This is a genomic window from Neorhizobium huautlense (genome assembly GCF_002968575.1).
Taxonomy (GTDB): domain Bacteria; phylum Pseudomonadota; class Alphaproteobacteria; order Rhizobiales; family Rhizobiaceae; genus Neorhizobium; species Neorhizobium huautlense.
In genome coordinates this window covers 64,410-88,642 of sequence record NZ_PVBM01000007.1, presented here as the reverse complement: position 1 = coordinate 88,642, position 24,233 = coordinate 64,410, and the positions used below count along the sequence as shown (strand labels likewise).

Here is a 24,233-nt window from a genome sequence, read left to right as displayed (position 1 = left end):
GTTCAACGGGGAAGGCTGTTGCTGCTGATGCGGTTCTGCATCGCTTCGGCAGTTGCATTTCGAATATTTGTTCTCATGCCTTCCATCGTTCTGGCTTTCGCTTTCATCCCGAGATCACCAGCAATCCCTAATAATGCACGCCCCACCCCGACCGCCGCCTTCGGCAGCGTCCAGGACACGAACCGTCCCGTGTTGCGGGCAACTCTTCCGATTCCAGCGGCAACCCCGCCGGTAATGCCCTGCGCAAGCACCTGGATGTTGAAAAGCACAAACGCACCGGCGCAGCAGAGCAGAAGAAGGGCGGAGATGTCGCTCAGCCGAAGCTCTTTCTGACCAGCGGCGTTCGTCACCTTGGTCAGCTCTGGATCCAGCGCTGCAATCAAGAAAGCGGCAACGACATAGACGAACAGAGGAATGAGCGCATACATCAGTACCTGCTGAAACCAGGCAACGCCGAGGCCTCGGGACCGTTCGAAAAGCATGCAGGCGATGAAGATCGGAGCAGTGCCGATCAGCACCCACATCATTACCTTTGCAAGCAAAAGGATAGCCAGCGCCACCGCGATGAAGACCGCAACACACAGCAGGATTAAAAATCCGACCATGGAAGGAAGGACGGAAAGAAAACCAGACTGCTCGGCAAAAGCAGAGGCGGCTTCATTTGCCGTTTTCCAGATCAGCGAAAGCCCGTTGGTGGGCTCGGTGATGCCGGTGCCAGTGGCGGTGAGAATCGCCCGTCCGACATCTTCGGGCGTATCCGTCAGCCAGGCGTAAAAAAGGCTGTTGAAATTTCTCCACTCGCTGACCAGCGCTAGGATGACCAGCATCCGCACGACCCGGCTGATGATCTCGCTGATGCTGACCCGCGCCGTTCCCATCACCAGCTGGACGCCGTAATAACTGACATAGGCAATGAAGAGGATGGTGAGGAATGGCACGACTTCGTCGCCGACGATTCCGAAGGCCTCTTCAGAGAAGTTTGCTCCCGTCCTTTCAACTCTTGCCAGAAGATCACCAAGGAAATCGTGCATGCCGGCAGCTCCTATCTTACCACCATCGCATCGATCGCCGCCAAAACGCTCGATGCGTTGCTATTTATCCTCGCCGTCGGACCGCAATCCGGCCGAGGATGAGGTGCATAGGAGGTCAGATTGGCGGGTCTTCTGCAGGGCGCGGTCTTTTCCTTGTAAGCGCTACCGCAGCCGGCAAGGGCGCCAGCAGCAAGTAGGAAAGCAAACATCCTGGCGGTCATGATGAGCTCACTCTTCGGTATAGCTGAGTGCTTTTTTGGAGTTAGACATGTCCGTCAGCCGACGCTGATTGTCGGCCTGCAGCGAAGACACAGCGCCATTCATGACGCCGATCAATTCGTTGATGGTGAGGCCGGCTTGGACCTGGAGCTGCGTATTCTGGTCGATCGAGCCTTTGATATCCTTGGCTTGACCAATTTTTGAACCCGCCTGTTCGAGCGACGTGCGGCGGGTCTGAACGGCTTGCTGCGAGCCGGCGACAAGGGCGGCCACGCCAACTACCGTCTTCACCATCTCTTCGTAGGACTTGTCTCCCGAAAACGAGCTGTCCTCGCGGCCCGAAAGGTTTTTGACGAGCTTGAGGCCATTGATGAGCGTCGTTGCGACCTCCGCGACATCTGGGCTCACGCTCCCGAGATTTGCGGCCCCACCTGACATCAGGCGGTCAAAAGACGGTAGCTGCGAGACACTGAAACCCCGGCCCACTGCAAGGTTTTGCAGAGGGCTGGCGTCGTTGCCGCGATCGCCAGTTACGGCCTTTAAGGTTTCCTCGGCCGTCTTGAGAACTTGCCTGTTGGTTTCGAGGATCTTGTCTGTTGTCTCAGAGGTTTTTCTAGCAACGCGCAAATTTGCATTGTCGATGACAGGCACCTGCGCGAATGCGGCGGATGCAATGGGCAGCAGGAATGCAACGAACATCATTCTCTTCATGGCATGTCTCCTCATCGAGCGTTCAACATCAGTGCTATATCGGCCAACCGTTCGCGCACCTGCACGCAAGCCTTTTCCTTCGGGTTCCATGCAACCCCCCGGCGGCCATCGCAAAAACCAGCCCCGGGATCGCCATCGCCGCCGTTTTGGCTATAGCTTCCCGTGTGCGATGAGCCGGACAAGCCGCTGATCTGAAGAGCATTCCGGGAGTTGGCGAGATCTGCGATCGTTATCCCGAGACGAATGACCTGGTTCAGCATTTCAAGATTTGCGTTCCGGGCTCCCGAATTATGATCCCAACTATCCTGCACGGCGCCGCTCGGCATCTGGCCCAACTGCTGAAACCAGGAGGTAACGTTGCCGCTCCCATCGGAGATAGCTTGTCCCGTCGCCATCGCCCTAATGGCGGAATTTCGCATCTGATTAAAAGCGGTCGCATCGCCACCATACTGAGCCGGTATGCCGGCAACGTTCGCCCCGCCGAAGGCGGGCAGCCATTTTTGGGTTATAGCCGCAACATAACCTTGTGTTTCTTTGAAAGGCGGAATGCCGCCATATGTGACAACACGGCCAGGACCGGCGTTATAGGCCGCCAATGCAAGTTTTGGATTGCCGCCAAACCGTTGCAGCTGTTGTTTTAAGTATCGGGCTCCGCCCGACAGGTTGTCTTCCATGTCATAGGGATCGACCCCAAGCTCTCTTGCCGTCTCCGGCATGAGTTGCGCTAGTCCGATTGCTCCGGCCGGCGATCTGGCACAGGGATTAAAACGGCTCTCCTGATAAACCAAAGCTAAAAACAGGCTCTCGTTGACATCCTCCTCCCGAGCGATACGCCTCACGAGCTCCGTGATCTCTGGATTGGCCGCCGCGGTCGAGGCGGCATCTCCGGTCCGACCGGGCTGATAAATCGAGCAGGTCACGCTCTTGCCAACGGAAAAACGGTTATAATCCGTTTCCTCAATATTTGAGGAAATCCGGTCCCGGTGGGTATCGATTGCCAGGACCGCCCGATCGATGACCGGAACTTGAGAAGAGGCCGGATCTACAATCGAGAGCGCCAGTGCGCTGCTCAACAGCCATAGGACAGACCGCCCCTTCATTCGCCCGTCTCCCATCCACAGAACCGAGCAAGCCAACGCTCCGGTTCCTCGCCATGAAGTTCGCGCAGGCGTGCACATTCCTCGATCGTCTCTTTACGCCCAGACAGAACCTTGACGAGATCGGGCATGGCCGACAGATCGAGTCTGGCGATGACGGAGTCATTGCCGTGCTTGATCAGGAAGGTCCTTTTTTCCGGAGGCGTGGCCTTGATGAAGTTGAATTCCTTCATCGTGAGGTCAAAGCGTTTGATATAGCTTTCTTCGTCGGCTCGGGGGTTGGGAAAGTGAATATGGGTGGCCGTCTGCTCAATCAACGTATGGGAGGCTTTCGCCTTAGCGATGTCGGCCGCAGATTGTGTGCCGAAGCCGACAATGCCGTTCAGCTTTCGGATCGTCTTCATCTTGTCGATGATGAAGTTGCTAAACGTCTCGTCCATTAAAAGCTGCCAACCTTCGTCCATGAAGAACATCGCGGGATTTCCATCGAGCAGCTCGTCAAGGCGGTGGTAAAGGTACATCAGCGCCGGCGTGCGGACGTCCTCGTTTGCGAGAATGTGGGTCATGTCGAAACCGAAGACGCGACGGGACGACAGCGACAGGACGTCGTCTGCGGCATTAAACAGCCAGGCCTTCTCGCCATCGATCCAAGCGCGAAGGCGAGAATGAAGGTCATTGGCATCCGCCCGTGAGCGGCCGATCAGAAGGCCTGCGAGGTTTATAAGGTTTCGCTCGGCCCGCGGCTCTTGCATCAGGCGCAGGATTGCCCTTTCCAGTGTGTCCTCGTCTTCCTGGGTGAGTTCGCTGCGATCGCCAGATCGCAGCATCGCCTTGGTGAGCCGGAGGAGGAAATCACGGTTCGGACCTGTATTGTCGAGTTGCAGCGGGTTAAAGCCGGTCGGCGTTCCCGGCACCAAGATCTCGTAGGAGCCCCCGATCGCTCTTATGAAGATCTCTGCGCCCCGATCCTTGTCGAAGAATACCGCCTTTGGCTTCGGTGAAACACGCATGGCCTGCGAAAGTAGGAAGGTTAATACAACAGTCTTCCCCGATCCCGTCGGGCCGGTGACCAAGAAGTGGCCGATGTCACGGCGATGAAAATTGAACCAGTAGGGGGTCTGCGACGTCGTCTCGAGGATGGTGATCGGCAGGCCCCAATGTGTGCGGTCCGCCTGTCCGGTGGCAAAATTATGCATAGAGGACAGGCCCGAAAAATTTGCGCTCGATAACATCGCCTTGCGCGCAATGTAGGAATGATTGCCTGGAAGCTGCGCCCAAAAAGCCGCTTCAAGGTTGAGGTCCTCGCGCAGCCAATTGATGTTCATATCGGTGAGGCAGGCGCCAAGCTCAGAAACACTGCGGCTGATGCCGTCCAGATCGCGCGACAGGCAAAGTAACGACAGGTGATGGAAGCCAAATACGGCCTCCTGGTTCATCAGGCTATTTAGCGCATAGTCGATCTCAAGTTCGACCGAGCTGCCGGCTTCATCCGAGGCCCTAATTTGTCTTTGCAGTCGGGAAATCCGCTCCTGCGCAATCGGCTTGTCGGCGATGGTGAATGACTGGGTAAGTATAAACTCGTGGTTGACCTGTAAAAGACCATCCAGCATGCCGGGGCCGGTAAAAGGGGGATATTCTTTGATCGACAATATAGCGCCATAGCGACTGTCTTCATCGACAGCCGCTTGCGCCTGCATGGTCCGCTTGCCGAAATGCAGTCGTGAGCTGCCGACAAAGTTGCGGATCCCCATGCGCGGCAGGCGCATTTTTTTTGGCGCGCCGCAGGTCAGGATCGTATTGAAGAATTCACAGGGTTCAGAAAAAGGTTCTGTCCGCGTCCCGTCCGTCTGCTCTTCTGCCTGTATGGGGTCGTCGTGACGCGTCCGATGGGCGATGCCAAGCGCATGGGCACCATATTTGCTGAGATCCTGCACGATGGTGGCAACAAGCTCCTCAAGCTCGGTGATGTCGTCAGGGCTCTGCTGTCGTTTGCCACGCCTGTCCGAACGCCTGAAAATCTTGTTGAAACGATCACCAATGCCGAGAACACCACGCATCCCCGAGCGTATGATGGTAAGGTAGATTTCGTTTTTGAACATGCGCTTGTCGCGCAACTGGTCCATATAGCGTCTGTTCAAAAGATCGCAGAACCCATCATCGAAGGTGGCATCAAGGTCGGTTTCGACTTCTCTCCGCACCACCGTCGACCAAAGTGAATAGCGGCTGGAGCCGAGAGCCCGGATCATTGTATTTTGTACGACTGAACGCATATTGAGTTCAGCCTGGTCTTCCGTTTGGAAGAATAACCCCTGCAACTTGATGACGCTCAGGAGCGATCCGTTTTCAAGTCCAATGATGGTATCCGACACATGCCGCAGATACGGGATATGTCGCGACATCGGCCGCTCCCTTCGGGCGATGGGGCCGAAACCAAGCTCTTGCCTGACCACCTCCAGCATGGTTACGGCCCGTAAGAGTTCGAGCCCCAGAAATGCTTGTTAGGCGTCCGGGGGGTTGTGCGAGAGGCAACTTGCAGCACGTCGAGTATCTTGCTGTCGAAGGCGCAGAGCGAGAATAGGACAAGATAGGTGGCTGGTGCGATCAAGAGTGCCAAAAGATCGTTCGTCGCGAGCCAGCCGATAATGGTGATGCCCACGATGATGACGACTGCCATATAGGGAACGCCCCATAACGTCGGTGACCTAGTCAAGCCGACCACAAGTGGCGTGAGAGTTGGCCTTTCATCTTCGACAAGTGCAGTCATCGGTCACTGTCCGACCGCTGATATCATCTGGTCGACGATCGCCGGCGCGCCAAATACCAAGCCGATACCGATGACGACAGCCCCAGCCGTGAACCAGGAAAGGCGACCAGCAAAGGCCAAAAACCCAAGCCCGATCACTGCAATGATCGCCAGAAGCCGGCCAAAGGGGCCGGTAATGAAATCGACGATCATCTGAACGGCCGTTTCAAGCGGTGCGAAAGCACCGCCACCGCTGGTTTGAGCCAGGGCGGTATCGGCGGTGATGATCTGGAGGAGGGCGATGATGCCTATCAGGGCTACACCTTTCGGTGCCCGTCGCTCGATCTTCTGCAATGGGGTATGCATCGTTTTTCTCCTTCAAAAATGCATCACACCGCCGATAAACCGGCCATTCTTTTCAATCGGGACAATGCGTATCTCTTTGCCGCGATCGGTCCCCGCAGACGTGCGAGCCCCGCTGATGCCAACGCGAGATTTCGGCGTGGGCATCCTCAGACCGAGTTGATAGTTGATCACCTTGGCGACATATCTGACGGTTTCGGGAAAGGGCGGAATCCCGGCATATTGGTAAATGCGCTGCTCGCCACCGTTGTAAGCGGCCGCAATCAAGAGAGGATTCTTAAATTCCTCCTGTAGTACCCGGAGGTATCTTACCCCGCCTTCGACGTTTTGTGCTGGGTCGCAAATGTCCTCAACGCCGAAGCGAGCAGCGGTCTCGGGCATCAGTTGCATCGGACCACGCGCGCCCTTAGGGGAATTTCGTTTCGTGTCGAAATCGCTCTCGGCCCAAGCAATTGCCACTGCCAAGTCTTCGTTGACCTCGTAGCGTCTCGCGGTTTCGGCGACGAGACGTTGGACGTCGGCTGGCATCAACGGCGAGGGACCGCATTCGAGAGCCCCCTGCCCACTTTTGATCCTTGGAGGTTTTAAGCTTGAGGGTCTGACGCCGGACCCATCAGGATTGGCACCACTCGTCATGTTTGAAGACGAATTTAGTATTCTTTCTCTTTGGAGCGGAATGTCACCAAAATAGTTATCAAGGATCGAACGTCCGCAGCTTACGCCAGCGGCGCTGACGATCATTTTAGATGAAGGGCAGGGGATCTGGTTTGTGCCACCCGAAGGCGCAGAGATGAGAGTTTGGGAAATCTTCCTCGATGAAAGAGGTGAGATCGCGAAAATACCAGAAAGTGCCGGAATTTTTTGGAAAATTTCCTCCCCATTAGTTTCACTCGTCGCAGCTGCGAAGCCTGCCGTGAGGGCTAGGAACGCTCTGCATACGCATCGGGAAAGGCGACGGTCGTGGCGCATTTTTCTCTGGCTCGCTTTTGACTTGAGCTCCGATCTTGGGTGGGCTACAGTCTGAGATGATTACTGTATGCGTATAGTTTTGCAGAGAGAGAATAGAATTTCAAGACCCTTTCTCGGGAAAATTGTATACGGAGTTGATATGGTACGTCTCGTAAGCCTTGTGATGGTTGTTGCGATTGGCAGCGGCCTTCTCGCCCGTCCCACGTGGGCCGTTCAGCCGATCGACGAAAACTATGTTCGGTCGCTGGCGGCACCAGGAAAGGTTGTGTTGGTGATCGAATATTACGAAGGCCAGGGTGAGGTGTTGGAGCGGAAGGGATATGCAACTTCAGGCTCTTTTGAAGTGCTGTCGGGGACCGACTTCCGCGTCCACGATACGATGGTCATCCATCTCTATGGTGTCGAGCCTTGCGAAGGCGAGATGGTCAATCGGCGGGACGGCTTTGCCGGACGCTGCATTGATTTTGCCCGTCAACAGCTCGCAATCATGCTGAAAAATCCCAAGGTGGTCTTCTGTCGGGCGTTCTTCACTGAAAAGAACGCGCCGATTCAAAACGCCACCTGTTATGCGTATCACTATTTTCCGGGCAGTCTCGACAGCATCGACATGTTCGAGGAGCAGCTTGTATCGCTTGGCGCGCTCCGTCTTATAAAAAAGCCCGATGGAACCTTAGCCCGTCCAGATCTTATACCGGCGGAGGAAATCGGCAAGAATGGCTCCTTTGGTATGTGGGCCGATCCGGGAGCAGGTCAGCGTTGATTTAAGGGCGGGGGGTGGCTCGCGCGTTTGTTTCTCGCCGGCGACAGAGACGCCTGCATCGGATACGGGGGCAGGCATGTGTCAGCTGACGGTCGCTGACGCACCGTCTGTATGAAGGCTCGGTAGTACCTGAGGATTTACACTTTTTTCAAGGAGGCGTCGGTACGTTATTTCTAATTAAGTTATCCATGTTTTCATCACTATCGTCCGATCTGTGGCGACCCTCGAATGCCGAGCCGGAAGATTTTTCTACGAAAGTCCAGCCATGTTCTTGGATGAAGATCACGAAGCCCTCGAAGCAGCAGAGCTTACCAAGCAGACACTTGTCGACACACAGGAGAGGATGGGCATGATGCTCGATCTCATGCCGATGGGGCTGCTCATTCATACCAGGCAGGGAATCATTTTCGGAAACCAGGAGGCGGCACGCCTATTGCAAGTGCCGCAAAGGGAAGTCGTCGGCAAACACTTCCTCGATTTCTTGACCACACATGCTGAAGACGCCGCCCGACAGATGGAGCAGGCCTTTGACGGGCGGATCAGTGTTGAGCCGACCGAGGCTGAGGTCAAAACCGCCGCGGGTGAAACACGGACGATTAAGTTGATCGCAGGCGCCTTGCCTTGGGAAGGCAACCCAGTCGTTCAGCTTCTCCTACAGGATATTACCGATCTAAAGATGATCCAGGACAGACTACACCTCTTGGCCGTGACCGACGAACTGACCGGTGCGTTCAACCGCCGCTATGCTTTCGCAGTTGGCCACGGTTTGTTCAACGAAGCGAAAGCCGGTCACCACAAACTCGCTGTGGCTGTCCTCGACGTCGACCATTTCAAGCGCGTAAACGACACCTTCGGCCACGCAGCAGGCGACACCGCTCTGAAATCCTTGACGGGGTCGATCCAGGAGATCATCGCCGCCGATCCGTCCAGCGAGATGACCTTTGCCCGTGTCGGTGGTGAGGAATTCATGATCGTGTTTGCGGCTGTCGAACCGGCCAAAGTACTTAAGATATGCGAACAGGTGAGGCGTGAGATCGAGGAGCGGCCCGTCTTATCGGCGGCGGGGACATTCCGGATGACAGTCTCCATTGGTCTGGCTTGGCAAAGGGCAGCCGACAGTTCCTTCGACGCCCTATACTCGAATGCCGACAAGGCGCTATACGAGGCGAAGTCCGCCGGCCGAAACCGTGTTCGCCAGGACGAGCGAGAACCAGAGTTGCGCCAAAGTTCGACGGGAGCGTAGGGCAACAAGGCTAAAAGCTCGCCAAAACGGTAATGTGCTGAAGCAGCTAAATGGCTTCGAAAAAGAGATGACCAAGGGCGTAATAGCGTGGTTCTGACCCCGAGGATCCCGCATTCGGAGCGTTTGGAAGTCTGCCGGCAACTCGATCCGCCTTCAATCAAAGCGATGTTTCTAAGGGTAAGCTCAGAAGAATCTTTCCACTGATCGGCAAATGGCTTTGATCTCCACCGCATCAAGATGAGTCCCGGTCGCCAAAATGTAGCTCGCCAAGTGCTCAAGTTTCAGGTGAGCTTCGTGTTCATCCAAGGGTTGCCATGAAACGATCCTGTTGCGAACGTCACGTTCGGCATTCCGAAGCTGCGCGGCAAATGGGCTATCTCGAGCAGGATTGCGCTGCCCCTTCAGTGCAAAGAGGAGCCTCCGATGGAGCGCGATGAGGGTCGTAAGATTGTTCAGAACTTTACTATCATCCATCGTCCATCCTGATTTGATCGCTTGATTGTCACTCTCGGTTGACGCCGGACCTTCGCGTCTGGCCATTGGAAGCGCCGTTGATGTATGAGGGTTAGAAAACAATGATAGGCGCCTTTCATGAGAAGCAGAGTTGAGAAATACATTGAGGACAAAGGTCTCCTTCAGACGAGAGATCCCGAGGTCGACAAGCCGATTTTCCGGGGGCCGGGGTTTGAAGGGGTGCCTGAGTTTTCCGAACTCGACAGCCGAATTTCGGATGCGCTGAGGCAGGCGCGGGAGCGGACCGGACTTACCCATGCTGATGTTGCGCCTTTGCTTGGACTTCACCCTCAAGTCTACGGTCGATATGAGCGCAACGAGACGAAGATGAATGTCACGCGGCTCATTCATCTGAGTGAGCTTTTGGATTTTTCGCCGATTGATGTCGTCATGGCCGCCGCCCCATATCGATTTGGGAAAACTGAACGTGAAGCAGAAAGGCGCCGGGAACTGATCAAGATCGTCGAAACCCTTCCGGCCGACGCCGTCGATTCATTGTTATCGCTGGTCGATGCAATGACCAGATTGCCGCCGAAAACAGAAAACTAATGGCGCAGCGACTGTGACATTGCAGCCCTTGTCTGCATTCGTCAAAAAGTCACGAAGTCCCTCACAGACCGTGTCCGTTTTCGACGCATCCCGTGCTAACGACGCCGTCTGAGAAGTTGAGCGCCACACCACTTTCTGCGTCTCTTCTGAACGGAACGTCGTTCTTCGGTTGCTCGGCAGATGGCATGGATAACAGGGATTGCCGTATCCCATGCGTTTTCCGGTGCAGTTCGAGCAGTTGGGGCGAGGGTTTGGCGGCAATCGCCATGAGCATTTCGCCGCAGTAAAACATCGGTTCACAAAGAACCTGCAGTGGGTAGCCTCTCTTCCGGATCATCTCTACGAGCATCGGATTTGTCTGGATGATGACCGTTTCCACTCTCAGACGGACAAGGAATTCAAGAACTCCGGTCATCAAGAGGTCGGCGGTTGCGACATCCCCGATACAAGGAACACGAGCGTCGGTGGCGCAACGTCCCCATTCGAAGACATGCCGTCCTTTTGGATAACTCTTTCCACCAAGTAATTCCGGATAAATATGGGAGAGAAGGTGCGGTTTTGTCGTCGGAAGCAGGCGAGAATATCCAACGACATCGCTCATTTCCATTAGTACCAGGTGAATGGTGGACCGCGTATCGAACTGATCCTGTTCGCGCTTATCAGACCGTCGGAGTGCTTCCCAGCCAAGCTCTTCGACAAAGCGCTGATGGCGAAAACGCCAGACCTTCTCCATGGTCGTCTGTTTTTGTCCGATTTGGCTGCCTGTTATGATTTCAAGCATCGAATTTCCTCCAATCGAGCGTGGTCATTGTGCAACCGGAGGTGACTGAATTCTATCCGTAAAAGTTCGTAGATTTCATCGTTGCAGTCCGCGTCGAAACGCCTCTGCAATCAGCTGAGCCCGATTTCCTGCATCGAGCTTGCGCTGCAGGTTGGCGAGATGCGTCTCCACGGTTCGCTCCGAGCGTCGCATTAAGCTTCCTATTTCCTTGGCCGTCTTGCCAGCAACACACCAGGCGAGACATTCACTCTCGCTGGGCGTAATCATGACATCAGTCATCTTTTTGTCGTTTGTTCCCCTGAGATCTTGAAGGCGGGTGTGGGCGCACATTGCAATAATTCGCAGGAGGTCTCGGTGGGCGACAGACAATGAGACTTGGCGGCCGCCCAGAGAAAAGAGACCTACAAGACCGCACCGCGAGAAGATAGGGACCGTCACGCCGTCCACTAGCCCGAAATCGGCAGCTTCGCGCATGATCTTACGGCCTTTGGACGACAGAGCCTGCCCCCTGATGGCCTCAGACCAGACGATTGTACGGTCGGCGCGACGGACGAGGTTTACGATCGGGTCGCTGAAAAAGTAGTTCTTCTCAACGTAAACCTTAAACCATCCAGGGGACCAGCCGTTCAAGAGAAAGTAGGCCTCCAGACTCTCATGAGGGAGGGGATATCCTGCCATGGCAAATCGCTCGAAACCTAACGAAGCGGTGACGCGCTCGACCAAAGCTGAAACTTCCGCTGGGCTCCGCGCTGCGGCACAAGCTTCGCAAAACTGAAGCAGCAAACTCGCCAATAACATCTCAAACTCCGCGCTCCATTGCTGGTGATCTTGGCAGAGCCGCTGACGATATGTCCCATAGGGCGGGGGAGTCGCTGGAGATTTAGATATAATGGTGGCGGCCCACCTAAACCCATCCATGGCAGCGGGACGCCTCTCAGACCAGAGCTCGATGAGCCGGCCGAGAGGTGCGACGCTGAGTTATCGAGGTCAGCTCCGACTACCTCCAGTCTTTCGCGGGACCGGCCGATCAAGACGACACCACTCCCGCTGTCAGTAAAGCCCCTATCTTATTAAAGCGCCGCTGCCACTGTAAATTGCGAGATTTCACATGTTCGCGCCAAGCCCTCTTCTATCCGCAAGAATGGTGTGTTCGCGGGCCAGATGCTGGGGTGGTGCCTACCGTTCAAAGCTATCCGTTTCGTCCCGTCGGTTGAGTCCGCGCCAGATGGCCGTCCAAACCATCGAGCGGAGCTTTCGTTAGGGAACCCGCGTGCCGCAAAATCGGTTCTAACATGTTGCAGATTAGGACCGGTACATCGGCCAACCATTCGGAAGACGGCCCCATGACGAAGAATGGGATGATAGGCCTGCTCCTGATCGTGGTTATAGTTCTGGTGGCGGCGGTTTTGATGCGTGGACCAAGCCAGCCAAGCCGATCAGGTGTGGTAGCGCATGGTGATACGCCTCCGCCCGTAACCACGCCTTCCCCGCCAGCCATCACTCCAAGCCGATGATTGGCGCCAGCGTCTCGCTAATACCGGAAGATTTTCACCGGAGGCTGAATTTTGACACCTGGGTAAAAGATGGGCTGATGCCAGAAGGGAAACGGGTTCGCGGTGTGATGCTGTGGGACGCGGAACGAGTGCGCGCCGCATGGCAAGCTCTTATTGACCAAGATGATTCGAAAAGGACGATCGGGTGAACCCGTTCGATCAGATGGTGGTCTGATAAAGACGGAGCTACGCTTTCTCGTTCACGATCCCGATAAGCGCGGAAATGATCGATACTACCTGCGGCTCAAGGGCCGCCCGAAAAAGCGCAGTCGGCAGACATTTAAGGATGCTGAAGGCAACATCACGCAGGATTTCATGGCCGCTTATTGGGCGGCACTTGCCGAGTTGCGTGGTGAAGTGCCGGCGGAGAAAAAGACCGTACTCCGCGAGGACACGTTCAACGGGCTATTTGCTCAATACTACTCATCCGCCATGTTCAAGCGCCTCGACCCGGCGACACAGAAGGACAAGCGGAGCGTCATAGACCTCCCTTATAAGAAGTATCGCCGGGAGGATATGGAAAAGAGCCAGCAGGCTCGCGCTAAGACCCCCGGCGCGGCCGACAAGTTGGTGAAGGTTCTGAGGGCCGTGTTCAATTGGGCCATGGCTCAGAAGCCGCCGCTGGCGAACCTCAACCCTGCGGTCGGGATAGAGCCGATCAACAGGAAAAAGGGAGGCTTCCACACTTGGACACCTGGCGGATGCGGAGGAACGCTTTCGACCGTCGAGAGGCATACGAAAAACTGAGAAATGTCCCACTTTCTGGAGCGGCAAGCCCGAATGAGACAAACGAGGGAAAAAGCGATGAAAAAACAGCGTGATTTAATGTAATGGTGGGCGATGAGAGACTCGAACTCCCGACATCCTCGGTGTAAACGAGGCGCTCTACCAACTGAGCTAATCGCCCGTCTGCGGCTGCGGAGAAGATGTCCCGCCGCGTCGGTGGCCGTGATCTATGCGGATCGCGGGAAAACCGCAAGAGCCTTCGTGATGTTTTTTTGAAATTTTTGGGCAGACCTTTATAATCAACAGGTGGAGCAGGGCAAACAGGCGAGGCGTCATCCTTTTGTCTTGAAACCTGCTTGACACCCGATCACGAACCTCTTAGTTAGCCGCTCAACCGAGCGGTCGAGGCCGCAAGGGGAGGGCTCTTTGCCCTTGAGAAATGTGCGGGTGTAGCTCAGTCGGTTAGAGTGCCGGCCTGTCACGCCGGAGGTCGCGGGTTCGAGCCCCGTCACTCGCGCCATTCTCCTCCTCGAATATCCGCCAGTCGCGCGATCAGCGTGATGAAGCGGACGCCGAAAATCGGCAATATGCGCGGGTGTAGCTCAGTCGGTTAGAGTGCCGGCCTGTCACGCCGGAGGTCGCGGGTTCGAGCCCCGTCACTCGCGCCATTTTTCGGGACTCATCTCCATTTGTTACTGTTGATCTCATGTAAATGAGCGTCCTCTAAAATATTTATCCCTCCGACTATTGCATCCGAAGCGCGATTTGCATATTTCCGCGGCGTCGCTTGCGGCTGAGCGATGTGTCTGTCGAGGCGAGCTTTAGGAAGCGTCGTCTGTCCAACTTCGTGATCCTTTTGGAGCTCGGCAGGTTTCTGCCGAGGGCACTCATGCCGGTCCTTCGGCCCAAGCCACGCGCTCATTGCAAATTGTGCTTTGGAACTGCTTCATTTTGGTGCAGGGGCTGCCGTTCAAAAGTCTTGCGCCGCGCCTTCGGCTGCGCTAGTCACGGCTTATTGCAATGCACGTTCGCTTGCCGCGTACGAATGATGAGCGCCGCCCCGGCGCTGTGGCAAGCAGGGATCGAATATCATGAGTGAACTCCTCACTTCCTATGTCCCGATCGCGATTTTTATCGGCATCTCCATGGTGATCGGATTGGCGCTTTTGATCGCGCCGTTTGCTGTTGCCTACAAGGCTCCCGACTCGGAAAAGCTGTCAGCCTACGAGTGCGGCTTCAACGCCTTTGATGATGCGCGCATGAAGTTCGATATTCGGTTCTACCTCGTCTCGATTCTCTTCATCATCTTTGACTTGGAAGTGGCCTTCCTGTTCCCCTGGGCAGTGTCCTTCGGTGCCATCGGCTGGTTCGGCTTCTGGTCCATGATGGTTTTTCTTGCCGTTCTGACGATCGGCTTCATTTATGAATGGAAGAAAGGAGCGCTGGAATGGGAGTAGTCGATAGCGGCAATACCCTGGTGGCGCCAAAGCCGAAGGGGATCATCGATCCCAATACCGGCAAGCCCATCGGCAGCGACGACGCCTTCTTTGGCGAGATCAACAACGAGCTCGCAGACAAGGGTTTTCTCGTCACTTCGACCGACGAGCTGATCAACTGGGCCCGTACCGGCTCGCTGATGTGGATGACCTTCGGCCTTGCGTGCTGTGCCGTGGAAATGATGCAGCTCTCGATGCCGCGTTATGATGTGGAGCGCTTCGGGTTTGCTCCCCGCGCGTCGCCGCGTCAGTCGGACGTGATGATTGTCGCGGGCACGTTGACCAACAAGATGGCGCCGGCGCTCCGCAAGGTCTATGACCAGATGCCGGAGCCACGCTACGTGATCTCGATGGGCTCCTGCGCCAATGGCGGCGGCTATTATCACTATTCCTATTCGGTGGTCCGCGGCTGTGATCGGGTCGTGCCGATCGACATTTATGTTCCGGGCTGTCCCCCCACGGCCGAGGCGCTCCTTTACGGCGTGCTTCTGCTGCAGAAGAAAATCCGGCGGACCGGCACGATCGAGCGTTGAGGCCAAAGGCTAAGGGTAATTGGACAAGATCATGAGTGAAGCCCTGAACGAGCTTTCGACCTATATCCGCGAAGCGCGTCCGTCGCTCGTGGAGGACGCGGCGATTGCCTATGGCGAACTGACGCTGACGACGGCAGCGCAAAACCTTCTGTCCCTGCTGACATTTCTCAGGGACGACGTGCAGTGCGGTTTCGTGAGCTTCATCGACATCTGCGGCGTGGACTATCCCGCACGTGAGAAGCGTTTCGACGTGATCTACCATCTGCTTTCGCCGCGCCAGAATTTGCGCATCCGCGTGAAGGTCGCGACAGCTGAGGATGAGCCGGTACCGTCTGCCTGCTCGGTTTATCCGGGAGCCGATTGGTTCGAGCGCGAAGCGTGGGATATGTACGGCATTCTGTTTACCGGCCATCCCGATCTGCGCCGCATCCTGACAGATTATGGTTTTGAAGGTCATCCGCTCCGCAAGGATTTCCCGACCACCGGATTTGTCGAAGTTCGTTATGACGACAGCGCCAAGCGGGTGGTCTACGAGCCGGTCGAGCTTCGCCAGGAATTCCGCAGCTTTGACTTTCTTTCTCCTTGGGAGGGCACGGACTACGTCCTTCCAGGTGATGAAAAAGCCAAGGTTTAAGAAAAACCGGCGCGGTGAGCGCCGGTCAAACGCATTCCTTCCCGCTCGGTCTTCGCCCGGCATGGAGCAAGCAGTATGACTGAACACAACGTCCGCAACTTCAACATCAATTTCGGACCGCAGCATCCGGCGGCGCACGGCGTGTTGCGGCTTGTGCTGGAGCTGGACGGCGAGATCGTCGAGCGTGTCGATCCGCATATCGGTCTTTTGCATCGCGGCACCGAAAAGCTGATCGAAACCAAGACCTATCTGCAGGCGATTCCCTATTTCGACCGGCTCGATTACGTCGCGCCGATGAACCAGGAGCACGCTTTTGCCTTGGCCGTCGAAAAGCTGATCGGCCTTGAGATCCCGATCCGCGGGCAGCTGATCCGCGTGCTCTATTCCGAAATCGGCCGCATCCTTTCGCATCTGCTCAACGTCACCACTCAGGCCATGGACGTAGGCGCCTTGACGCCGCCGCTCTGGGGCTTTGAAGAGCGTGAAAAGCTGATGGTATTCTATGAGCGTGCCTCAGGCGCGCGCATGCATGCGGCCTACTTCCGTCCAGGCGGGGTGCATCAGGATCTGCCGCCCGAACTGGTGGAAGACATCGGCAAGTGGTGCGATGAATTTCCGTCGAAGCTTGACGACATCGACGACCTGCTCACCGGCAATCGTATCTTCAAACAGCGTAACGTCGATATCGGCGTCGTGAAGCTGGAAGACGCCTGGGCCTGGGGATTCTCAGGCGTCATGGTTCGCGGTTCGGGCGCTGCCTGGGACCTGCGCCGCGCGCAGCCCTACGAATGTTATTCGGAGCTGGATTTCGATATCCCGATCGGCAAGAACGGCGATTGCTACGACCGATACCTCATCCGCATGATCGAGATGCGCGAGTCCTGCAAGATCATGAAGCAGTGCGTCGACCGCCTGCTGGGCGATGCCAAGACCGGACCGTTCTCCTCCACAGACGGCAAGGTCGTGCCGCCGAAGCGTGGCGAGATGAAGCGCTCGATGGAAGCCTTGATCCACCACTTCAAGCTCTACACCGAAGGTTACCACGTGCCGGCCGGAGAGGTATATGCGGCAGTCGAGGCGCCGAAGGGCGAGTTCGGCGTCTTCCTCGTTGCCGATGGTACGAACAAGCCTTACCGCTGCAAGATTCGCGCCCCGGGTTATGCCCATCTGCAGGCGATGGATTTTATCTGTCGCGGGCATCAGCTGGCGGACGTTTCGGCTGTCCTGGGCTCTCTGGATATCGTGTTCGGTGAGGTCGACCGCTGATGATCCGCGCTATCGTCGCTGCCGGAATGGTCCTTGCGGCTCCTGTTGCTTTCGCGCAGCAGGATCAGGCGCAGGTGTCCGGTGGGTCGACGGTCAGCGGCGGGTCCAGATCAATGCCTGATCTTTTGTCGGAAGGGTACGAGATCAAGGCAAGCGTTCCGAATGGAACAAAGTTCATAGTGTTCATGCAGAAAGAGAAGTCTGCCTATGCCTGCGAATTCGTGACGCTCACGAAAACCAGGTGTGGATCCATAAACTGATAAGGCGTGGAAAAGAATGTCCGTTCGTCGATTAGCCGAAGATAGCGTCCAGCCGGTAGCGTTTGCCTTCAACGAGGAGAATGCCGCCTGGGCCGAGGCAACGATCAGGAAATATCCGGAAGGCCGGCAGCAATCTGCCGTGATTCCGCTTCTGATGCGCGCGCAGGAGCAGGACGGCTGGGTGACCCGGGCGGCAATCGAGCATGTCGCCAATCGATTGGATATGCCCTATATCCGCGTGCTGGAAGTTGCGACCTTTTATACGCAGTTCCAGCTGAAGCCGGTCGGCACCCGCGCCCATATCCAGGTCTGCGGCACCACCCCCTGCATGCTGCGCGGCGCCGAAGACCTGATGAAGGTCTGTCAGCACAAGATCCATCACGATCCCTTCGCGTTGAACGCCGAGGGTACGCTCTCCTGGGAAGAGGTCGAATGTCAGGGCGCCTGCGTCAACGCGCCGATGGTCATCATCTTCAAAGATGCCTATGAGGACCTGACGCCACAGCGGCTGGAAGAGATTATCGATGCTTTCGAGGCCGGCAAGGGCGACCAGATCAAGCCGGGCCCGCAGATCGACCGTCATTTCGCAGCACCTGAAGGAGGCCCAGTGACGCTTCTCGAAGACGTCAAGCCGGTTCGCACCAATCTGGAACCGCAGCGGGATCTGGCGGAGACTGCGGCTGCGACCACCGTGCCGCCGGCCGATGCCGCGCGTCCCAAAGACACGGCGCCGGAAACCAATCCGACCCTGAAGACGCCGGCGACGGATAAGGAAGGCGCCAGGAAGCGCGCCAAGACTGCGGAGAAGCAGCCGCTCTCGGGCACGGCGAAAAGTAAGCCTGATCCCAAGGCGGCAGGCAGTGTTGCTGAGGGTGCTCCGCCGGAACCGGGTGCGGTATCTGGCGATTTGAAGCCGAAGCGCACCAGGCGTAAGACGACCACGGAAGGTGAGTCGTCGTGATCATCGAGAATTCTTGTGCGGCCCTCGAAAACGGCTGCATGATGCCAAACAATGACCGGTTCAATCTCGGCGGACTTGTGGAATAGATCATGTTGAAAGATCAGGATCGCATCTTTACCAATATCTACGGCCTCAAGGACAAGTCCCTGAAAGGCGCGATGAGCCGCGGCCACTGGGATGGCACCAAGACCATCATCGAGAAGGGCAGGGACTGGATCATCAACGAGATGAAGGCCTCCGGTCTTCGTGGACGCGGTGGTGCCGGGTTCCCGACTGGTCTCAAATGGTCCTTCATGCCGAAGGAATCGGACGGTCGTCCGCATTACCTGGTGGTCAATGCCGACGAATCCGAACCCGGTACCTGCAAGGACCGCGAAATCATGCGCCACGATCCGCACACGCTGATCGAAGGTTGCCTGATTGCCGGTTTTGCGATGGCCGCGCATACCGCCTACATCTACGTCCGCGGCGAATATATGCGCGAACGTGAGGCGCTTCAGGCGGCGATCGACGAATGCTACGATGCCGGATTGTTGGGAAAAAACAACAAGAACGGCTGGGATTTTGACATTTACGTGCACCACGGTGCCGGCGCCTATATCTGCGGCGAGGAGACCGCGTTGCTCGAAAGCCTCGAAGGCAAGAAGGGGCAGCCGCGCCTTAAACCGCCGTTCCCGGCGAATATGGGCCTCTATGGTTGCCCGACGACCGTCAACAATGTCGAGTCGATCGCCGTTGCCCCGACGATCCTGCGGCGCGGCGCCGGCTGGTTTTCCTCGATCGGCCGGCCGAACAATGTCGGCACCAAGCTCTTCATGATCTCGGGCCATGTGAACAAGCCCTGCACGGTCGAAGAGGCCATGAGCATTCCGTTCCGTGAACTGATCGATAAGCATGCCGGCGGCATCCGCGGTGGCTGGGACAACCTGCTTGCCGTCATTCCGGGCGGTGCATCCTGCCCGGTCATCAAGGGCGAAGACATGGGCGACGCGATCATGGACTTCGACGGGATGCGTGACAAGAAGTCGTCCTTCGGCACCGCTGCGATCATCGTCATGGACAAGTCGACCGACGTCATCAAGGCAATTGCCCGCCTCTCGGCGTTCTTCAAGCATGAAAGCTGCGGACAGTGCACGCCTTGCCGCGAAGGTACGGGCTGGATGTGGCGCGTCATGGAGCGCATGGTGAAGGGCAATGCCCAGAAGCGCGAGATCGACATGCTCTTGCAGGTATCGAAACAGATCGAAGGGCACACCATCTGCGCGCTCGGTGATGCGGCTGCCTGGCCTGTCCAGGGCCTCATCCGGAATTTCCGACCGGAGATCGAGGCACGGATCGACCAGTATACCTATAACGCCATGGCGCATGGCGCTGTCATGGAAGCCGCGGAGTAAGCACTTGGCCAAGAAGAGTGACGAACGGAAGATAGGAACGGCGGACGATCCTACAGTCGATCGCGCGCGCGCGCCTGATTTTTCCGAGGCATTGTCGCTCAACCCGCTGTTTGCGCACTCGGCTGCAGCCATGGCCGCGGCGACGGCGATAGGCTTTGGTTTCGCGAACCAGATGGCAAGCGCCTTCTTCGGAGCCTTGCAGGGGGCGCTGGAAACCGCCGGCCAGAAGAGTACCGAGAAGCAAGCCGAGGCATCGACGACGGTGGAAGCGCCTGAGGCGCCCGCTTCGGCCCCCGGTCTTGCAGTCGACGCACCGTCCGTTGCCAAGACCTCTGGCGTGGCGCCTGAAAAGCCCAAGGCGAAGCCGGCTCGCAAACCTGCCGCCCAAAAGAAAACTGCTGCAAAGCCTGTGCAACCAGAGGCCCCTGTTGTCAAAGCCAAGGCGGAAGCAAGCACCGTTGCCAAAGCCAAGAAGGCGGTTACAGGGAAGCCTGCCGCTGTGTCGGGCGCCGATGATTTGAAGCGAATTTCCGGGATCGGCCCAAAGCTGGAAGCCGTCTTGAAGGGGCTTGGCGTGAAGAGCGTGTCTCAGATTGCCGCCTGGAAGGATGCCGACATCACCCGTTTTGACAAGGAACTGGGTTTCGAAGGACGCATCAAGCGGGACGACTGGGTCGGCCAGGCGAAAGCTCTGTTGAAATAAAAGGATTATGTCCCGGGCCTTCGGCTCAAGGGATGGAACTAGGGACGTAAGTGATACGATGGCAAAGCTGAAGGTAGACGGCAAGGAGATCGAGGTTCCGGATCATTTCACGCTGCTTCAGGCGTGCGAGGAAGCCGGCGCTGAGGTGCCGCGTTTTTGTTTCCACGAACGCCTGTCGGTCGCCGGCAATTGCCGCATGTGCCTGATCGAGGTGAAGGGCGGACCGCCGAAACCGGCGGCATCCTGCGCCATGGGCGTGCGCGACGTTCGCGGCGGACCGAATGGCGAACTGCCGGAAATCTTCACCAATACGCCAATGGTCAAGAAGGCCCGCGAGGGCGTGATGGAATTCCTGCTGATCAACCATCCGCTGGATTGCCCGATCTGTGACCAGGGCGGCGAATGCGATCTGCAGGACCAGGCGATGGCGTTCGGCATCGACTCGTCTCGCTACACGGAGAACAAGCGCGCCGTCGAAGACAAATATATTGGGCCGCTCGTCAAGACGGTGATGAACCGCTGCATTCACTGCACGCGCTGCGTTCGCTTCACGACGGAAGTCGGCGGCATTTCGGAGCTCGGCTTGATCGGCCGCGGCGAGGACGCCGAGATCACCACTTATCTCGAGCATGCCATGACGTCCGAGCTGCAGGGCAACGTCATCGACCTTTGCCCGGTTGGCGCGCTGACCTCGCGCCCCTTCGCCTTCACTGCGCGTCCGTGGGAGCTCGGCAAGACCGAATCGATCGACGTCATGGATGCGGTCGGATCCGCTATCCGCGTCGATACCCGCGGTCGGGAAGTGATGCGCATCATGCCGCGCGTCAACGAGCAGGTGAACGAAGAGTGGATCTCCGACAAGACCCGCTTCATCTGGGACGGCTTGAAGACGCAACGCCTCGACCGTCCGTACGTTCGCAAGGACGGCCGCCTTCAGGCTGCATCCTGGGGTGAGGCTTTCGGCGCCATCAAGGCTGCGGTCTCGGCAACGTCGGCCCAGAAGATCGGGGCGATTGCCGGTGACCTGGCATCTGTCGAAGAAATGTATGCCTTGAAGGAACTGATCCGCTCGCTCGGATCGGAAAACCTCGACTGTCGGCAGGACGGGACGGCGCTTGATCCGTCGCTCGGCCGCGCAAGCTACCTCTTCAACCCCACGATCGAAGGCATTGAACAGGCCGGAGCGCTGCTTCTGATCGGCGCTAATCCGCGCCTCGAGGCTGCTGTTCTCAACGCCCGCATTCGCAAGCGTTTCCGGCGCGGCAACTTCCCGATCGGCGTGATCGGCGAAGTCAGCGAACTGCGTTATGCCTACGATTATCTCGGCGCCGGCCCGGAAACGCTCTCCGAGCTTGCCTCCGGGGCGAACAGCTTTGCTGATAAGCTTCGCAATACCAAGAACCCAATGATCATTATAGGGCAGGGGGCTCTCGCGCGTCCGGACGGCGCTGCGGTTCTTGCCGCGGCCGCCCAGCTTGCCGGCTCGGTCGGCGCATTGACGGAAGACTGGAACGGCTTTGCCGTGCTGCACACGGCTGCCGCCCGCGTCGGTGGCCTTGATCTCGGCTTCGTTCCGGGATCCAAGGGCGTGAATGCCGCGAAAATGCTCACCGGCATGGATGTCCTCTTCCTGCTCGGTGCCGACGAGCTCGATTTTTCGAAGAAGGGTGCCAGGTTTACCGTCTATATCGGCAGCCACGGTGATGCGGGTGCGCATAATGCGGACGTTATTCTGCCGGGTGCGGCCTATACGGAAAAGTCCGGGACCTGGGTCAACACCGAAGGACGTGTCCAGATGAGCACGCGAGCCGGGTTTGCCCCGGGCGAAGCACGCGAAGATTGGGCAATTCTGCGTGCGCTCTCGGACGTGCTTGGAAACAAGCTGCCGTTCGATTCGCTGAGCGCACTGCGCGCAAAGCTCTACGAAGCATATCCGCATTTTGCCGCTTTGGACGAGATCGCGGCTGGTTCGGTGAACGAAATTGCCATACTCGGCCAAAAAGCCGGTGAGATGTCGAAGTCCGGGTTTGCGTCGCCGGTCAAAGACTTCTATTTGACGAACCCAATTGCGCGGGCTTCGGCAGTGATGGCCGAGTGCTCGGCATTGGCCCGCAACAATTTCCAGGCTGCGGCGGAGTAATTTTGAACATGGACTCGTTCTTTTCCATCTATGTCTGGCCGGGCCTGATCATGGTCGCGCAGTCGCTGCTGCTTCTGGTCTGCCTGCTCGTCTTCATCGCCTATATCCTGCTTGCCGACCGCAAGATCTGGGCAGCCGTGCAGTTGCGCCGCGGTCCGAACGTCGTCGGTCCGTTTGGCCTCTTTCAGTCTTTCGCCGACCTTTTGAAGTTCGTCTTCAAGGAACCGATCATTCCGGCCGGTGCCAACAAGGGCGTCTTCCTTCTGGCTCCGCTTGTGTCCGTGACGCTGGCGCTGGCCACCTGGGCCGTCATCCCTCTCAACGAAAACTGGGTGATCGCCAACATCAATGTCGGCATTCTCTACGTCTTCGCGATCTCTTCCCTTGAAGTCTACGGCATCATCATGTCGGGCTGGGCGTCGAACTCGAAGTATCCGTTCCTCGGTGCTTTGCGTTCTGCGGCGCAGATGGTTTCTTACGAAGTGTCGATCGGCTTTGTGATCGTGACGGTTCTCCTCTGCGTGGGCTCCTTGAACCTCACCGACATCGTTTATGCACAGAAGGACGGTCTCGGCACGATGGTCGGCCTGCCGAACTCGTTCCTCGACTGGCACTGGCTGTCGCTGTTCCCGATGTTCGTGATCTTCTTCATCTCGGGACTGGCGGAGACCAATCGTCCGCCATTCGACCTTCCGGAAGCGGAATCGGAGCTGGTTGCGGGCTACATGGTGGAATATTCCTCCGCTCCGTACATGATGCTGATGCTTGGCGAATATGCCGCCATCCTGCTTATCTGCTCGCTGACGACGATCCTTTTCTTGGGAGGCTGGCTGCCGCCGCTCGATATTGCCGTTCTCAACTGGGTTCCCGGCATTATCTGGTTCGTGCTGAAGGGATCGTTCGTCTTCTTCCTCTTTGCGATGGTGAAGGCTTTCGTGCCTCGCTACCGCTACGACCAACTCATGCGGCTCGGCTGGAAGGTGTTCCTCCCGCTGTCGCTTGCCATGGTCATCATCGCAGCATTCGTGCTGAAGCTGGCAGGGTGGGCATGACCATGACCATCTTGGCTTCCGGCATCATTGGAGAATAAGGATGGCAAGTCTCGGCCAAGCCATTAATTCGTTGTTCCTCAAGGAGTTTGTAGGCGCGTTCTTCCTGTCGATGCGCTACTTCTTCAAGCAGAAGGCAACGATCAACTACCCGTTCGAAAAGATGTATTATTCGCCGCGCTTCCGCGGCGAGCACGCCCTTCGCCGCTATCCGAACGGGGAGGAGCGCTGCATCGCTTGCAAACTGTGCGAGGCGATCTGTCCTGCGCAGGCCATCACCATCGAAGCAGGCCCGCGCCGCAACGACGGCACCCGCCGCACCGTGCGTTACGACATCGACATGGTGAAGTGCATCTATTGCGGTTTCTGCCAAGAGGCCTGCCCGGTCGACGCGATTGTCGAGGGACCGAACTTCGAGTTCTCGACCGAGACGCGCGAAGAGCTTTATTTCGACAAAGCGCGGCTTCTCGAAAACGGCGACCGCTGGGAGCGGGAAATCGCCCGCAATCTCGCTCTGGATGCGCCCTATCGCTAAGGGC

The 24,233-nt window shown here is 57.2% G+C and carries 25 protein-coding genes and 3 tRNA genes; 17 read left to right on the top strand and 11 right to left on the bottom strand.

Annotated features, from left to right (window positions below):
• Positions 1 to 2: 2 nt before the first annotated feature.
• The 7 genes from C5L12_RS10210 to C5L12_RS10175 form a co-directional block, all read right to left on the bottom strand.
• Positions 3 to 1,031, bottom strand: coding sequence for a TrbL/VirB6 family protein (locus C5L12_RS10210; RefSeq protein WP_105371935.1), 1,029 nt, complete (start codon positions 1,029 to 1,031; stop codon positions 3 to 5).
• A gap of 228 nt (positions 1,032 to 1,259) precedes the next feature.
• Positions 1,260 to 1,961 carry a type IV secretion system protein gene (locus C5L12_RS10200; protein WP_105371933.1) on the bottom strand — a complete coding sequence of 234 codons (702 nt, stop codon included), beginning with the start codon at positions 1,959 to 1,961 and terminating at the stop codon, positions 1,260 to 1,262.
• An 11-nt stretch (positions 1,962 to 1,972) separates the two neighbouring features.
• Positions 1,973 to 3,061 carry a lytic transglycosylase domain-containing protein gene (locus C5L12_RS10195; RefSeq protein WP_105371932.1) on the bottom strand — a complete coding sequence of 363 codons (1,089 nt, stop codon included), beginning with the start codon at positions 3,059 to 3,061 and terminating at the stop codon, positions 1,973 to 1,975.
• Positions 3,058 to 5,517: a VirB4 family type IV secretion/conjugal transfer ATPase gene (locus tag C5L12_RS10190; RefSeq protein WP_105371931.1), complete on the bottom strand. Its 2,460-nt coding sequence runs from the start codon at positions 5,515 to 5,517 to the stop codon at positions 3,058 to 3,060. The genes C5L12_RS10195 and C5L12_RS10190 overlap by 4 nt, the downstream gene beginning before the upstream one ends.
• 2 nt (positions 5,518 to 5,519) lie before the next feature.
• The gene (locus C5L12_RS10185) at positions 5,520 to 5,822 is read right to left on the bottom strand and encodes a VirB3 family type IV secretion system protein (RefSeq protein ID WP_105371930.1); all 303 of its coding nucleotides are present in this window, start codon (positions 5,820 to 5,822) and stop codon (positions 5,520 to 5,522) included.
• 3 nt (positions 5,823 to 5,825) lie between these two features.
• The gene (locus C5L12_RS10180; RefSeq protein ID WP_105371929.1) at positions 5,826 to 6,167 is read right to left on the bottom strand and encodes a TrbC/VirB2 family type IV secretion system protein; all 342 of its coding nucleotides are present in this window, start codon (positions 6,165 to 6,167) and stop codon (positions 5,826 to 5,828) included.
• 12 nt (positions 6,168 to 6,179) lie between these two features.
• Positions 6,180 to 7,133, bottom strand: a complete 954-nt coding sequence (locus C5L12_RS10175; protein ID WP_245422829.1) for a lytic transglycosylase domain-containing protein — start codon at positions 7,131 to 7,133, stop codon at positions 6,180 to 6,182.
• A gap of 139 nt (positions 7,134 to 7,272) precedes the next feature.
• On the opposite strand from C5L12_RS10175, the gene C5L12_RS10170 reads away from it, so the two are divergent.
• Together C5L12_RS10170 and C5L12_RS10165 are read left to right on the top strand one after the other, a co-directional pair.
• Entirely contained in the window at positions 7,273 to 7,893 is a 621-nt protein-coding gene (locus tag C5L12_RS10170) for a hypothetical protein (RefSeq protein WP_245422828.1), read from the top strand.
• Positions 7,894 to 8,242: 349 nt separating this feature from the next.
• Positions 8,243 to 9,136 carry a sensor domain-containing diguanylate cyclase gene (locus tag C5L12_RS10165; protein WP_170109077.1) on the top strand — a complete coding sequence of 298 codons (894 nt, stop codon included), beginning with the start codon at positions 8,243 to 8,245 and terminating at the stop codon, positions 9,134 to 9,136.
• A 183-nt stretch (positions 9,137 to 9,319) separates the two neighbouring features.
• Here the strand turns inward: C5L12_RS10165 and C5L12_RS10160 are convergent, their stop codons facing one another.
• On the bottom strand, positions 9,320 to 9,676 hold the full coding sequence (locus tag C5L12_RS10160) for a hypothetical protein (protein ID WP_157949025.1): 357 nt from the start codon (positions 9,674 to 9,676) through the stop codon (positions 9,320 to 9,322).
• 153 nt (positions 9,677 to 9,829) lie between these two features.
• Here C5L12_RS10160 and C5L12_RS10155 point away from each other — a divergent pair, with 153 nt between their 5' ends.
• On the top strand, positions 9,830 to 10,198 hold the full coding sequence (locus tag C5L12_RS10155; RefSeq protein ID WP_245422827.1) for a helix-turn-helix domain-containing protein: 369 nt from the start codon (positions 9,830 to 9,832) through the stop codon (positions 10,196 to 10,198).
• A 61-nt stretch (positions 10,199 to 10,259) separates the two neighbouring features.
• Here the strand turns inward: C5L12_RS10155 and C5L12_RS10150 are convergent, their stop codons facing one another.
• Entirely contained in the window at positions 10,260 to 10,979 is a 720-nt protein-coding gene (locus C5L12_RS10150) for an acyl-homoserine-lactone synthase (RefSeq protein ID WP_245422826.1), read from the bottom strand.
• Between the two features lie 75 nt (positions 10,980 to 11,054).
• The gene (locus tag C5L12_RS10145; RefSeq protein ID WP_105372062.1) at positions 11,055 to 11,777 is read right to left on the bottom strand and encodes a helix-turn-helix transcriptional regulator; all 723 of its coding nucleotides are present in this window, start codon (positions 11,775 to 11,777) and stop codon (positions 11,055 to 11,057) included.
• Positions 11,778 to 12,847: 1,070 nt separating this feature from the next.
• Here C5L12_RS10145 and C5L12_RS10140 point away from each other — a divergent pair.
• On the top strand, positions 12,848 to 13,279 hold the full coding sequence (locus C5L12_RS10140) for a hypothetical protein (protein WP_157949024.1): 432 nt from the start codon (positions 12,848 to 12,850) through the stop codon (positions 13,277 to 13,279).
• Positions 13,280 to 13,363: 84 nt separating this feature from the next.
• Here the strand turns inward: C5L12_RS10140 and C5L12_RS10135 are convergent.
• Positions 13,364 to 13,439: transfer RNA gene (locus tag C5L12_RS10135), tRNA-Val, on the bottom strand.
• Between the two features lie 262 nt (positions 13,440 to 13,701).
• Between C5L12_RS10135 and C5L12_RS10130 the strand changes: the two genes are divergently transcribed.
• The 13 genes from C5L12_RS10130 to nuoI all read left to right on the top strand — a co-directional run bounded on the left by C5L12_RS10130 (position 13,702) and on the right by nuoI (position 24,229).
• Positions 13,702 to 13,778, top strand: a tRNA-Asp gene (locus C5L12_RS10130).
• A gap of 71 nt (positions 13,779 to 13,849) precedes the next feature.
• A tRNA-Asp gene (locus C5L12_RS10125) sits at positions 13,850 to 13,926 on the top strand.
• A gap of 423 nt (positions 13,927 to 14,349) precedes the next feature.
• Positions 14,350 to 14,715, top strand: a complete 366-nt coding sequence (locus tag C5L12_RS10120) for an NADH-quinone oxidoreductase subunit A (protein ID WP_105371923.1) — start codon at positions 14,350 to 14,352, stop codon at positions 14,713 to 14,715.
• Positions 14,706 to 15,287, top strand: a complete 582-nt coding sequence (locus tag C5L12_RS10115) for a NuoB/complex I 20 kDa subunit family protein (protein WP_105371922.1) — start codon at positions 14,706 to 14,708, stop codon at positions 15,285 to 15,287. Before C5L12_RS10120 ends, C5L12_RS10115 begins: the two co-directional genes overlap by 10 nt.
• A gap of 31 nt (positions 15,288 to 15,318) precedes the next feature.
• A complete protein-coding gene (locus C5L12_RS10110; protein ID WP_105372061.1) occupies positions 15,319 to 15,921 on the top strand; it encodes an NADH-quinone oxidoreductase subunit C in 603 nt (200 codons plus the stop codon).
• A 75-nt stretch (positions 15,922 to 15,996) separates the two neighbouring features.
• Positions 15,997 to 17,187 carry an NADH-quinone oxidoreductase subunit D gene (locus tag C5L12_RS10105; RefSeq protein WP_105371921.1) on the top strand — a complete coding sequence of 397 codons (1,191 nt, stop codon included), beginning with the start codon at positions 15,997 to 15,999 and terminating at the stop codon, positions 17,185 to 17,187.
• The gene (locus C5L12_RS10100) at positions 17,184 to 17,447 is read left to right on the top strand and encodes a hypothetical protein (protein ID WP_205839330.1); all 264 of its coding nucleotides are present in this window, start codon (positions 17,184 to 17,186) and stop codon (positions 17,445 to 17,447) included. Before C5L12_RS10105 ends, C5L12_RS10100 begins: the two co-directional genes overlap by 4 nt.
• A 16-nt stretch (positions 17,448 to 17,463) precedes the next feature.
• The gene (gene nuoE / locus C5L12_RS10095) at positions 17,464 to 18,408 is read left to right on the top strand and encodes an NADH-quinone oxidoreductase subunit NuoE (RefSeq protein ID WP_105371919.1); all 945 of its coding nucleotides are present in this window, start codon (positions 17,464 to 17,466) and stop codon (positions 18,406 to 18,408) included.
• 89 nt (positions 18,409 to 18,497) lie between these two features.
• Complete coding sequence (gene nuoF / locus C5L12_RS10090; RefSeq protein WP_105371918.1) at positions 18,498 to 19,802, top strand: NADH-quinone oxidoreductase subunit NuoF; 1,305 nt, start codon at positions 18,498 to 18,500, stop codon at positions 19,800 to 19,802.
• 4 nt (positions 19,803 to 19,806) lie between these two features.
• Entirely contained in the window at positions 19,807 to 20,505 is a 699-nt protein-coding gene (locus tag C5L12_RS10085; protein WP_105371917.1) for an NADH-quinone oxidoreductase subunit E, read from the top strand.
• A 58-nt stretch (positions 20,506 to 20,563) separates the two neighbouring features.
• Positions 20,564 to 22,645, top strand: coding sequence for an NADH-quinone oxidoreductase subunit NuoG (gene nuoG, locus C5L12_RS10080; RefSeq protein ID WP_105371916.1), 2,082 nt, complete (start codon positions 20,564 to 20,566; stop codon positions 22,643 to 22,645).
• An 8-nt stretch (positions 22,646 to 22,653) separates the two neighbouring features.
• Positions 22,654 to 23,697: an NADH-quinone oxidoreductase subunit NuoH gene (nuoH, locus tag C5L12_RS10075; protein WP_105372060.1), complete on the top strand. Its 1,044-nt coding sequence runs from the start codon at positions 22,654 to 22,656 to the stop codon at positions 23,695 to 23,697.
• A gap of 40 nt (positions 23,698 to 23,737) precedes the next feature.
• A complete protein-coding gene (gene nuoI / locus C5L12_RS10070) occupies positions 23,738 to 24,229 on the top strand; it encodes an NADH-quinone oxidoreductase subunit NuoI (protein WP_105371915.1) in 492 nt (163 codons plus the stop codon).
• Positions 24,230 to 24,233 lie beyond the last annotated feature (4 nt).